Annotated in this window: 10 protein-coding genes; 3 read left to right on the top strand and 7 right to left on the bottom strand. The window is 65.8% G+C overall.

The genetic code is table 11. The annotated features are described in order from the left end of the window. Positions 1–6 precede the first annotated feature (6 nt). The 5 genes from pyk to gcl form a co-directional block, all read right to left on the bottom strand. Entirely contained in the window at positions 7–1,470 is a 1,464-nt protein-coding gene (pyk, locus tag K2O51_RS29930; protein ID WP_011299423.1) for a pyruvate kinase, read from the bottom strand. A gap of 76 nt (positions 1,471–1,546) precedes the next feature. Then, positions 1,547–2,854: a glycerate kinase type-2 family protein gene (locus tag K2O51_RS29925; protein WP_011299422.1), complete on the bottom strand. Its 1,308-nt coding sequence runs from the start codon at positions 2,852–2,854 to the stop codon at positions 1,547–1,549. A 98-nt stretch (positions 2,855–2,952) separates the two neighbouring features. Then, positions 2,953–3,873, bottom strand: a complete 921-nt coding sequence (gene glxR / locus K2O51_RS29920; RefSeq protein ID WP_011299421.1) for a 2-hydroxy-3-oxopropionate reductase — start codon at positions 3,871–3,873, stop codon at positions 2,953–2,955. 69 nt (positions 3,874–3,942) lie between these two features. Continuing rightward, positions 3,943–4,725: a hydroxypyruvate isomerase gene (gene hyi / locus K2O51_RS29915; protein WP_220631123.1), complete on the bottom strand. Its 783-nt coding sequence runs from the start codon at positions 4,723–4,725 to the stop codon at positions 3,943–3,945. A 131-nt stretch (positions 4,726–4,856) separates the two neighbouring features. Continuing rightward, positions 4,857–6,641 (bottom strand): glyoxylate carboligase, encoded by a 1,785-nt coding sequence (gene gcl, locus K2O51_RS29910; protein ID WP_011299419.1) that lies wholly within the window; start codon positions 6,639–6,641, stop codon positions 4,857–4,859. Positions 6,642–6,818: 177 nt separating this feature from the next. On the opposite strand from gcl, the gene K2O51_RS29905 reads away from it, so the two are divergent. After that, entirely contained in the window at positions 6,819–7,670 is an 852-nt protein-coding gene (locus K2O51_RS29905) for a hypothetical protein (RefSeq protein ID WP_245001892.1), read from the top strand. 12 nt (positions 7,671–7,682) lie between these two features. Here K2O51_RS29905 and K2O51_RS29900 read toward each other — a convergent pair whose 3' ends face one another. Together K2O51_RS29900 and K2O51_RS29895 are read right to left on the bottom strand one after the other, a co-directional pair. Continuing rightward, the gene (locus tag K2O51_RS29900) at positions 7,683–8,897 is read right to left on the bottom strand and encodes a M20 aminoacylase family protein (RefSeq protein WP_220631122.1); all 1,215 of its coding nucleotides are present in this window, start codon (positions 8,895–8,897) and stop codon (positions 7,683–7,685) included. A 29-nt stretch (positions 8,898–8,926) separates the two neighbouring features. After that, positions 8,927–10,222 carry an MFS transporter gene (locus tag K2O51_RS29895; protein WP_220631121.1) on the bottom strand — a complete coding sequence of 432 codons (1,296 nt, stop codon included), beginning with the start codon at positions 10,220–10,222 and terminating at the stop codon, positions 8,927–8,929. Positions 10,223–10,566: 344 nt separating this feature from the next. Between K2O51_RS29895 and K2O51_RS29890 the strand changes: the two genes are divergently transcribed. Together K2O51_RS29890 and K2O51_RS29885 are read left to right on the top strand one after the other, a co-directional pair. Further along, positions 10,567–11,517, top strand: a complete 951-nt coding sequence (locus K2O51_RS29890; protein WP_011299415.1) for a LysR family transcriptional regulator — start codon at positions 10,567–10,569, stop codon at positions 11,515–11,517. A 64-nt stretch (positions 11,518–11,581) separates the two neighbouring features. Further along, positions 11,582–12,493: a LysR family transcriptional regulator gene (locus K2O51_RS29885; protein ID WP_011299414.1), complete on the top strand. Its 912-nt coding sequence runs from the start codon at positions 11,582–11,584 to the stop codon at positions 12,491–12,493. Positions 12,494–12,515 lie beyond the last annotated feature (22 nt).

Raw genomic sequence — 12,515 nt, 5'->3', positions numbered from 1 at the left:
GACAAATCAGACTGTGGCGCTCTCCCGCACAGATTCCACACCAGCCACCGCATTGCCGCCGACTTCCGCCACGCGCAGCAAGTTGGTCGTGCCGCCCTGCCCAAACGGCATACCAGCAGCAATCGTGATCTGGTCACCCGGCGCGGCATAGCCTTCAACCAGCGCCGCACGCGTTGCCGCTTCGACCATCTCGTCAACGCTCTTCACGTCGGGGCTCACCGTCGAGTGAATGCCCCAGGCAATCGCCAGCCGGCGCGCGATCTCGAGGTTCGGCGTGATGCTGACGATCGGCGCGCAAGGCCGTTCACGCGCAGCGCGCAGCGCCGTCGCACCTGACGACGTGTAGGTCACCGTCGCCACAGCACCAATGATCTGCGTCACTTCCCGCAGCGCCGCGCAGATCGCATCCTGACGGGTGTTCAGCGGCGTCTCATGCTGCGCATCGAGCAGGTTGCGATAAAGCGGGTCGCGCTCCACCTCGGTGACGATGCGATTCATCATCGACACCGCCGGCACGGGGTAGCGGCCATTGGCCGACTCCGCCGACAGCATCACCGCATCCGCACCTTCATAGATCGCACTCGCCACGTCCGAGGCTTCAGCACGCGTCGGCACCGGCGAGTCAATCATCGACTCAAGCATCTGCGTAGCGATCACCACGGGCTTGCCCAGCTGGCGGCACACACGCAGGATGCGCTTTTGCACGCCGGGCACGCGCTCGGGCGGCAGTTCGACGCCAAGGTCGCCACGCGCGACCATCACCGAATCCGACACACGCACGATCTCTTCCAGCTGCTGCAGCGCGGCGGGCTTTTCGATCTTCGACAGGATGCCGGCACGCGTGCCGACGATCTCGCGCGCTTCGACGATGTCGGAAGGGCGCTGCACGAACGACAGGCCGATCCAGTCAGCACCCAGCGACAGTGCAAAGTCCAGGTCCTTGCGGTCCTTCTCGGTCAGCGCAGGGATAGGGATGACCGCATCAGGCACGTTCACACCCTTGCGGTCCGACAGCGTGCCGTTGTTCACCACACGCGTGGTGATGCTGCCGCTCGCCACGGATTCGATCGCAAGGCGCACCTTGCCATCGTCGATCAGCAGCGACTGGCCCGGCTGTGCTGCGTGGAACAGTTCCGGATGCGGCAGATGGACGCGCGTGCCATCGCCAGGGGTCGGATCGCTGTCGAGCACGAACGAGTCGCCCGCGCGCACGGCAACCTTGCCGGCGGCGAATACGCCGATGCGCAGCTTCGGACCCTGCAGGTCGGCCAGCACCGCGATCGGGCGGCCGGTCTCGGCTTCGATCTGGCGCACAGCGTCGTAGCGCGCGCGGTGGTCTTCATGCGTGCCATGGCTGAAGTTCAGGCGGAATACGTCGGCCCCGGCTTCGAACAGCTGTCGGATCACCGCGATATCGGTGCTCGCGGGACCGAGCGTGGCAACGATCTTGGCTTTGCGCTGGCGTCTCATGATGTCTCCTCTTCCATTCTCGGAACGGCGCGCCGTGGTGGCGCGCCGGTAATGCGGTTCAGTTCGGACGCGATACTCAAACGATAAGGATCGCGCGGAAATCGTTCACGTTGGTGCGGGTCGGGCCGGTCACGATCAGGTCGTCCACGCCGGCAAAGAAGCCATAGCCGTCGTTGTTTTCCAGATGCGCGCGGGCCGACAAGCCGCGTGAGGCGGCGCGGGTCAGCGTATCCGGCGCGAGCAGCGCGCCGGCGTTGTCTTCGGAGCCGTCGATGCCGTCGGTGTCGCAAGCAATCGCATGCACGCCGGGCAGGCCATCGAGCGCAACGGCCAGCGACAGCAGGAATTCCGCATTGCGCCCGCCACGGCCCTTGCCGCGCACGGTCACCGTGGTCTCGCCGCCGGACAACAGCACGCATGGCTTGCTGAAGGGTTGGCCGTGCTGTGCGATCTGGCGTGCGATGGCCGCGTGCACGAGCGCCACGTCGCGCGCTTCGCCTTCGATGCAATCGGACAGGATGTGCGCCTCGAAGCCGAGTTCGCGCGCACGTGCCGCGGCCGCTTCGAGCGATTGCTGCGCGGTGGCCAGCGTCACGCTGCGGTGGCCCGCAAAGCGTGCATCGCCGGGCTTCGGCGTTTCGCCTGCGCCGCTTTCCAGATGGGCACGCACATTGGCCGGCACGTCGATGCCGTACTTGGCGATGACCGCGAGCGCGTCGGCGCACGTCGTTGCGTCGGGCAGCGTCGGGCCGCTCGCGATCAGCGTGGGGTCATCGCCGGGAATATCGGAAATCAGCAGCGTCTCGACACGCGCCGGTGCGCAGTGCAACGCGAGGCGCCCGCCCTTGAGCGCCGACAGGTGCTTGCGCACGCAGTTCATCTCGCCGATGCTCGCGCCGCTGCGCAGCAGGGCCTTGTTCACAGCCTGCTTGTCGGCGAGCGAGATGCCAGGCGCGGGCGCGGCGAGCAACGCGGAGCCGCCACCGGAAATCAGGCACAGCACGAGATCGTCGGCGGTCAGGCCCTGCACGAGTTCGACCATGCGCTGCGCGGCGCGCGCGCCGGCTTCATCGGGCACCGGATGCGCGGCTTCGACGACTTCGATGCGCTTGCAGTCGGCACCGTGGCCATAGCGCGTCACCACCAGTCCGCTCAGCTCGCCTTGCCAGTGCGCTTCGACAGCCTGCGCCATCGCGGCGGCGGCCTTGCCGGCGCCGATTACCACGGTGCGGCCCTTCGGCGGATGCGGCAGGTGCGGCGGCAGGCAGTGGCTGGCGCTGACCGATGCCACGGCGGTATCGAACAGGTCGCGCAACAGGGCGCGCGGCTGGAGGCTGGGACGCTGCGGGGTCAGCAGGGCGGCGCTGGTTTCGGTGTCGAGCATGGGGAATCCTGGGAACTGAAACTGAGGCCGTCCCCGCGAAGGGGACGGCGTTTGCTGCAACTACAGGTACTGCGGATGTTGCGTGTACAGCGATGTGTCTACTTGGCGCTGGCGATGTCGTGGTTCGACATGATCTCGATCGCGCGGCACAGCGCCGAGTGGTCGGCCTTGCCGAAGCCGTTGGCAGCGCAGGTGTTGAACAGTTCCTGCGCGGTAGCGGTATTCGGCAGCGCTACGCCCAGCGCCTTGGCGCCTTGCAGGGCCAGGTTCAGGTCCTTCTGGTGCAGTTCGATGCGGAAGCCCGGATCGAAGGTGCGCTTGACCATGCGCTCACCATGCACTTCCAGGATGCGCGATGCGGCGAAGCCGCCCATCAGCGCCTGGCGCACGCGTGCCGGATCGGCACCCGCCTTCGAGGCGAACAGCAGCGCTTCGGACACAGCCTGGATGTTCAGCGCGACGATGATCTGGTTGGCCACCTTGGTGGTCTGGCCGTCGCCGTTGCCGCCGACCAGCGTGATGTTCTTGCCCATCAGCTCGAAGAGCGGCTTGACCTGGTCGAACGCTTCTTCCGGACCACCAACCATGATCGTCAGCGATGCAGCCTTGGCGCCGACTTCACCGCCCGACACCGGCGCGTCCAGGTACGAAGCGCCCAGCTTGTTGATGCGCGCAGCGAAGTCCTTGGTCGCGATCGGCGAGATCGAGCTCATGTCGACGACGATCTTGCTGTAGCTGGCTTCCTTGCCCGCGGCCTTCAGCGCGGCGGCAACGCCTTTGTCGGCAAACAGCACGGCTTCGACGTGCGGCGTGTCCGGCACCATGATGACGATGATGTCGGCGCGCTTGGCGACTTCCTCCGCGCTGGTGCAGACGGTCACGCCTGCATCGACCAGCGCTTGCGGGGCCGGGTTGACGTCATGCACGAACAGCGTGTGGCCGGCGGCGCGCAGGTGGCCCGCCATGGGTGCGCCCATGATGCCCAGACCGATGAAGCCGACGTTGCGTTGGTTTGCCATGTTGATGTCTCCGATTGGATGTTAAGTCTGTGATGGATTGCGTATGCGGTAACCCGTTACTGCACGCTGTTACTGCACGCCGTGGGCGGCGCGCCAGCCCAAGCCGGCTTCAGTGGTGGTCTTCGGCTTGTATTCGCAGCCGATCCAGCCGGTGTAGCCGATTTCGTCCAGGTACTTGAACAGGAACTGGTAGTTCAGCTCGCCCGTGCCCGGCTCGTTGCGGCCCGGGTTGTCGGCCAGCTGCACATGCTTGATCTTCGGCAGGTTGGCCTTGATCGTGTTGGCGATCTCGCCTTCCATGCGCTGCATGTGATAGATGTCGTACTGCACGTACAGGTTCGGGACGTTGACCTGGTTGATCAGGTCCACCGCCTGCTGCGTGCGCGCCAGGAAGAAGCCCGGGATATCGAACGTGTTGATCGGCTCGATCAGCAGGTCGATATGCTCGCCGGCGAGCGCATTGGCGGCGAAGCGCAGGTTTTCCACCAGCGTTTCCTGCGCCTGCTCGCGCTTCACGTTCTGCGGCTGGATGCCGACCAGGCAGTTGAGCTGGCGCACGCCGAGCACCTTGGCGTACTTGATGGCCTCGCCCACACCGTCCTGGAACTCGCTCACGCGATCCGGGTGGCACGCAATGCCGCGCTCGCCCGCATCCCACTTGCCGGCCGGCAGGTTATGCAACACCAGGTCCAGCTGGAAGCGGTTCAGGCGGTCCGCGATCTGGTCCGCGTGGAACGCATACGGAAACAGGAATTCCACGCCGCGGAAGCCCGCGCGTGCGGCGGCTTCGAAGCGGTCGAGAAAGCCCACTTCGTTGAACAGCATGGTGAGGTTTGCCGCAAGTTTGGTCATGAATCTCTCCGGTTTAATTGTGGTTGTCGCTCCGCCGGTGCGGAGCCGCTACTGCTTTCGTTTCTGCTGCAAAAACAGGGGGCGCTGACAGCAGCGCGGGCCTGTCGCCCGCGCCGCGTTTGGAGGCTTGCTTACGCCGTTTCCACTTCTTCGTTCAGGATGGCCTCGTCGGCGTCCTCGATGTCTTCGATCGGCTCGAACTCGTTGATGTTGTCGATTTCGGTGCCCATTGCGATGTTGGTCACGCGCTCCAGGATCACTTCGACCACCACCGGCACCGAGAACTCGGCCATCAGGTCACGCGCTTCGGCGAAGGCCGGCGCGATGTCTTCCGGCTTGAACACGCGGATCGCCTTGCAGCCCAGGCCTTCGACGACCTTGACGTGGTCCACGCCGTAGCCGTTCAGTTCCGGCGCGTTGATGTTGTCGAACGCGAGCTGCACGCAGTAATCCATCTCGAAGCCGCGCTGTGCCTGACGGATCAGGCCGAGGTAGGAGTTGTTCACCACCACGTGGATGTACGGCACCTTGAACTGCGCGGCCACGGCCAGTTCTTCGATCATGAACTGGAAGTCGTAGTCGCCCGAGATCGCCACCACGTCCGAGTTCGGCGATGCGGTCTTCACGCCGATGGCGGCGGGAATGGTCCAGCCCAGCGGGCCAGCCTGGCCGCAGTTGATCCAGTGGCGCGGCTCGTTGACCGACAGGAACTGCGCCGCGGCGATCTGCGACAGGCCGATCGTGCTGACGTAGCGCACGTCGCGAGGGAAGTACTGGTTCATCTCGCGGTACACGCGCTGCGGCTTGACCGGCACGTTGTCGAAATCGCTCTTGCGCTGCATGGTGCGGCGGCGCTTCTGCACATCGGCAACCCACGACTTGCGGCACGGCAGGCGGCCGGCCATCTTCATTTCGCGGGCGACTTCCACGAACAGTTCCAGCGCAGCCTTGGCGTCCGACACGATGCCCAGATCCGGGCCGAACACGCGGCCGATCTGGGTGGGTTCGATATCGACGTGCACAAACTTGCGGCCCTTGGTGTAGACGTCGACGCTGCCGGTGTGGCGGTTGGCCCAGCGGTTGCCGATGCCCATCACGAAGTCCGAGGCGAGCAGCGTGGCGTTGCCATAGCGGTGCGAGGTCTGCAGGCCGACCATGCCGGCTTGCAGCGGATGGTCGTCGGCGAGCACGCCCCAGCCCATCAGGGTCGGCACCACCGGCACGTTGACCAGCTCGGCGAACTCGACCAGCAGATCGGACGCGTCAGCGTTGATCACGCCGCCGCCGCAGACGATCAGCGGGCGCTCGGCCGCGTTGAGCATGGCGATGGCCTTCTCGATCTGGGCGCGCGAGGCGGCCGGCTTGTACGGCTGCAGCGACTGGTAGGTCTCGACATCGAATTCGATCTCGGCCACCTGCACGTCGAACGGCAGGTCGATCAGCACCGGACCCGGACGGCCCGAACGCATGATGTGGAACGCTTGCTGGAACACTTGCGGCACCAGGGCCGGCTCACGCACGGTCACGGCCCACTTGGTGACGGGCTTGGCGATCGATTCGATATCGACGGCCTGGAAATCTTCCTTGTACAGGCGGGCGCGCGGCGCCTGGCCGGTAATGCAGAGAATGGGGATCGAATCCGCCCAGGCCGAGTACAGGCCGGTGATCATGTCGGTGCCAGCCGGGCCCGAGGTACCGACGCAGACGCCGATATTGCCCGGCTCGGCACGGGTGTAGCCTTCGGCCATGTGCGAGGCGCCTTCGACGTGGCGGGCCAGCACGTGGCTGATGTTGCCCGACTTGCGCATCGCCGAGTAGAACGGGTTGATCGCCGCGCCCGGCACGCCGAACGCCGTGGTCACGCCTTCCTTCTCCAGCACCGCGATGGCCGCGTCGATTGCTCTCATTTTTGCCATGATCTTGTCTCCAGTTGGGGTGGGTTTTCCGTTGGAGTTGATCCTATTCCCGCAACGGGTGTCGGATAAAGGGAAGCGAGATCAGTTGATTCGATACCTAGAGTTTGTAATTTGGCCTTGGAAGCCGCGATGGACGGTTGGCGTCCGTGCCCGGCGCGCCGGGATTCCAGATGGGATGTGACGATCGGGATACGCCAGACGCTACCCGCGACGTGCTGCTGCGGCGACAATGGCGGGATTGCCCGCGCCGACCCGATCCCGCATTTCTCCGCCATGTACTCCCGGCTACCCTCCACCTACGAATTGCTTGAGGCCCTTGCCGCTGTTCCGGCGCCCGCGCCAGTGCCGGCGTCCGCCAGCGCGGTGGGGGCGACGCCATGGCCGCAGCGGGCCGGACGCGCTTTCTGGCTCGGTTTCGTCGTCACGCTGGTGGCCACGCTGATTGCCGCAGCCGGTCTGGTTGTCTGGCGGCTGGTGCTCAAGCATCCCCTTGCGCCATGGTCGATCCGGCTCACGGAAGCGCTGCTCGTGCTGTCGGCCGCGTGCTATGCGGCCTCGGGGCTGATGCGCCTGCCCGGCGTACTGGCGATCTTGCGCAATCCGCTGCGCTGGCAGGCCGTTCAGATGGATCTCGACAGCGCGATCGAAAACGCGCTGCTGCGGCGGCTTGGGCGGATTCATCCGTTGCAGCTGCACGCGCGGCAGCGGCGCGTGGCGCTGCAATTGCGGCTATGGGAAGGGATGGCGCGCACCGTTGGGCTGCTACTTGCACTGGCGCCGGCCGCGCTGGTGCTGGTCAGCGGGCTGCATCCGCTACCGCATCAGGCGGAGATGAAAGGATCGCTGCTGTGGCTCTATGCCGTGATGGTGGTCGTGGGTGCCGCGTTCTACCTGTACGTGCACGCGCAATGCAGCCGGCCGTTGCGGCGGCTGTCCCACGTGCTTGCGGAAGCGGCGGAGATCAACGCGCGGCTGGGCGCGAAGCGCGCGGGCCTGGCACCATCGACCGAGCCGGCCCCCGCACAGTAAGAAGCGGCGGATTCACTGCGCAGCCAGGTACGCCTGCGTCAGCCTCACCCACGCCGCTGCACCGAGCGGCAGCACGGCATCGTTGAAGTCGTACCCCGGGTTGTGCACCATGCACCCGCCGAACTCCCCTTCACCGTTGCCCAGGATCAGATAGCACCCCGGCACCTGATTCAGCATCCACGCGAAGTCCTCGCTCCCGTTCAGACCCTTTGGCGCCTGCGTGACCACATTCTCCGCACCGACCAGTTCCGCACACACGCGCTGCGCGAGCTGCGTCTCCGCTTCGGCATTGACCATCGGCGGCGTGAGCTGCCGGTAATCGATCTGCGCTTCCACACCATGCGCCTGCGCTGTCAGCGACACGATTTCGCGGATGCGCTGCTCGACCATTGCACGCGTTTCCGGACGTGCCGCGCGCACGTTCAGTCCGATCGTCACGGACTCGGGAATCACGTTATGCGTAGCGCCTCCACGAATGAAGCCGACCGACACCACCGCCGTGTCATCAGGCGCGACATTGCGCGCGACCACGGTTTGAAGCGCAGTGACGATCGCCGCCGACGCAGCGATCGGATCGCGCGCGCGGTGCGGCATGGCACCGTGGCCACCCACGCCCTTGATGGTCACGTCAGCCACATCGGACGACAGGCTGACCGGCCCGGGCAGCACGCGGAACGTGCCCGCCGGCACACCCGGCATGTTGTGCAGCGCGAACACCGCATCGCACGGGAAGCGTTCGAACAATCCATCCTCGATCATTGCGCGCGCGCCGCACAGGTTCTCCTCGTCGGGCTGGAAGATCAGGTTCAGCGTGCCGTCGAAATCGGGATGGTCGGCGATTGCCTTCGCAGCAGCGAGCAGGATCGCCGTATGACCATCATGGCCGCACGCATGCATCTTGCCGTGCAGCTGGCTCGCATAAGGCAGCCCCGTGGCTTCGATGACCGGCAGCGCGTCCATGTCGGCACGGATGCCGAGACGGCGCTTGCCGGTGCCGCGCTTCAACTGTCCGACCACGCCGCTCTTGCCGATACCGGTATGCACTTCGTAGCCCCATTCGCTCAGCAGAGTGGCCACGAGCTTGCTGGTCGCGCCGACCTCGAAACCGAGTTCGGGATGCGAGTGGATCTGGCGGCGGATGCCGACGAAGGTCTCGGCGTCGATGCTGATATTCGGCAGCAGGTGCGGCAGGTACTGGAACGGCTTGAGCGTGGGTGCGCGAGTCATGGATCGGGTCTCCGGATGAATGGTGGAAATCAGTGCGCGCGGCGTTCGCGGATGCTGAGCACGGCGATCAGTGTGATGGCGCCGCAGACCAGCATGTACCACGCCGGCGACAGCGGGTTGCCGGTGCGCGAGAGCAGCCACGTGACGATAAATTGCGACGAGCCGCCGAACACGGTCACGCCGACGCTGTAGATGACCGACAGGCCGCTGGCGCGCACGCTGGCGGGCAGCATTTCCAGCATCATCAGGAACATTGGCGTCGTGCCGAGATTGATGCCGGCGGTCAGCAGCGCCGACAGGCACAGCACCAGCGGCACGCTCGGATGCGCGTTGATCAGCCAGAACGCGGGATACACGGCGAGCATGCTGAAGACGAGCGATGCGACCACCAGCGGCTTGCGGTTCGTCAGGCGGTCAGCGAGGCGGCCGGCGACGAGCGACACCACCGTCAGCGTGAGCCCCGTCACGCAGCCGGACAGGAACGACAGCGACGGCGGCATCTTGAGCACGCGGATCATGTAGGTCGGCATGAAGAAGACCACCAGGTACATCGTCGCGGTGCCGGCCGTGGTGGCCAGGATGCCTTTCACGACCGTCGCCCAGTGGTTGCGGAACAGCTCGCCGAGCGGACTCGGCGCATGTTCGTCGGCCTGGTGCGTTTCGTCGAGATTGGCGCGGATGTAGAGGCCCACGGGCGCGATCAGCAGGCCCACCAGGAACGGCAGGCGCCAGCCCCAGCTTTCGAGCGATTCGGTCGGCAGCAGTGCATACAGGCTCGCACCTGTGAGCGCACCCAGCATCGCCGAGATGCCCTGGCTGCCAAGCTGCCAGCTCACGCGCCAGCCGCGGCCGCGCACGCCGCCGGACTCCATCAGCATGGCCGTCGATGCGCCGATCTCGCCGCCGAGCGAGAAGCCCTGCAGCAGGCGCCCGGCCAGGATCATCAGCGAGCCGAACACGCCAGCCGATGCGTACGGCGGCGCGAGCGCGATGCACAGCGTGCCGGCGACCATCAGGCCGATGGTCAGCGTCATGGCGGCCTTGCGGCCACGGCGGTCGGCATAGCTGCCGATCACCACACCACCGAGCGGGCGCATCACGAAGCCGATGCCGAAGGTTGCGACAGCCAGCAGCAGCGAGCCGTATGGGTTGTCGGACGGGAAGAACAGCTTGCCAATCAGCAGCGAGAAGAAGCTGTAGACGGTGAAGTCGAACATCTCGAGCGCATTGCCGAGCGAACAGGCGGCGATCAGGCGGAACTGGCTTTGCGGTCGCGCCGGCTTGGCAATCGTGCCGCTGCCGGCGGCGAGGGTGGCGTCGTTCATGCGGTCTCCACGAACTGGTGGGTAGGAGGCGCACGCGGGGCCGGTCTTGTTCCTTGCCGGTTGGTGGGAATCCGCGCTGGCCATGGGGTGGCGATGACTGCGATGAAGTATTCAGGCAAACGCGGCGGGACAAAAAATCATATATTTTCATATTGATAACCAAATCGAATCACCGTCATAACCGGGTGCCGACGGATATCGGGACAAGTACCGATCCGGCGCGCAAAACACAGCACCGATGCGGGTTCGCGGGGAAGCGGCGTCCGCCGCGCATCGCAGGCCACGCCCGCAATCGGGGCACGCTGCACTGCACGCGGGCTTGCTGCACAAAAAGAAAGGAATCGATGAAGCTGCAACAACTGCGCATCCTGCTGGCCGTGGCCGAGCACGGCAGCATCCATGAGGCGTCGCGTTCGCTGCATATCTCGCAGCCGGCGCTGTCGAAGGCGATCGCGGAGCTCGAACGCGAACTCGGCGTCACGCTCATGTCGCGCTCGGTGCGCGGCGTGAGCCTGACGGCCTACGGCGTGGCGCTGGTCAAGCGCGCCAGCGTGGTCGAACAGGAACTGCGGCACGCGCTGGAAGATATCGAGTCGATCCGCGGCCATGCCGAGGCCGAACTCAATATCGGTTTCACGGCGGTCGCGTCCAGCGGGCCATTGCCGGACGCCATGGCGGCGTTCCGCCAGCGCTTCCCGAACGTGGCGCTGCGTGGTTTCGAACTGCGCCCGCAGCAGATTCAGGAGGGACTGCGCGAAGGGCGGCTCGATCTGGGGCTGATTTCCACCAATAGTGGACCCGGCTCGGCATCGTTCCAGTGGGAACCGCTGTTCTCGGTCGGCATGAAGCTGGCGGTGCGCACGGGCCACCCGCTGCGGCGCGCGCGGCGGCTGCGGCCGCTGCTCGATGCCGACTGGCTCGTACTCGACCCTGTCGACGACGCTGGCAGCCCGCTGGCCAGCCTGATGCGCCTGCACCGGCTCGAAATGCCGAAACGCGTGGTGCAGACCGCGTCGAACCTGCTCGGACTGCAGCTCGCCACCAAGACCGACCTGGTCAGCATGTGGTCGGATTTCGTCTTCTTCGGCACCGGCGGACCGCTGCAGCTGGTACGCGACGCGCTGACGCCGCTGCCGATCCAGGACGAATTGCCCGATTTCCGCGTGTTCCTGGTCTACCGCTCGATGGACCTGATGACCCACGTCTGCGCCGAATTCGTGCGCGAGGTGCGCCATTGTGCCCGCCAGATGGAGGAGCCGCTGGCCACCATGCGCAAGTCCCGATCCGCTTCATAAGTGCCGGCACGATGTCACGGCGCCGCCGATGCCGCACAATGGCGGGCAGGAGACGCAACACCATATGGACAAACTCAAGCAAATCGAAGCCTTTATCGCGGTGGTCGAGCACGGCAGCATGGCCGCTGCCGCGCTCACGCAGGACGTCACGCCCGTGATGATCGGGCGCCGCATCAACGCGCTGGAAGCGCGAATCGGCGTCAAGCTGCTGCATCGCTCGACACGCCGCATCGTGGTCACCGAGCAGGGCGCCGTATTCATGGAGCAGTGCAAGAAGGCGCTGGCCGACCTGGACCGCGCCGAGATGCTGATCGCCGAAGGCAAGCACAAGGCGACGGGCCACCTGATCGTGTCGGCCCCGGCCGCGTTCGGCCGCAAGCACGTGGCGCCGCATGCGCCGGCCTTCCTGGCCGCGAACCCGGAAGTGCAGATTTCGTTCAACCTGACCGACCGCGTGGTCGATCTCGTGCGCGAAGGGTATGACGTCGGCATCCGCATCGGCGGCGCGATCGACCCGAACTTCGTCGCCATCAAGCTGGCCACCAACAAGCGCGTGGTGTGCGGTACGCCCGCGTACTTTGCCAAGCACGGCGTGCCGCTGACGCTGGACGACCTGGAGCACCACAACTGCCTGGCCTTCAACCTGCAGGGCGGCCAGCAGCGCGGCTGGTATTTCCAGCAGAACGGCAAGACCGTGACCGTGCGCGTCAATGGCAATCTCGACTGCAACGATGGCGAATTGCTGCACCGCTGGACCGGCGAGCACCTGGGCCTCGGCTGGCGCTCCACGTGGGAGATCTTGCCGCAACTGGAGAGCGGCGAATTGGTCACCGTGCTCGACGAGTACGCATTGCCGGATTACGACATCCTCGCCGTGTACCCGCAGCAGCGTCCGGTGCCGGCCAAGATCCGCTTCTTCATCGAGCATCTGAAAGCGCAATTCGCGCAGCCGGGCTACTGGACGGCGCGCGGCTGACCCGCGCAAGGGGAGGGCGCTG

The organism is Cupriavidus pinatubonensis (genome assembly GCF_019602855.1).
Lineage (GTDB): Bacteria > Pseudomonadota > Gammaproteobacteria > Burkholderiales > Burkholderiaceae > Cupriavidus > Cupriavidus pinatubonensis.
The sequence above is the reverse complement of the archived record's forward strand: the minus strand, read 5'-3'. Positions and strand labels throughout refer to the sequence as shown.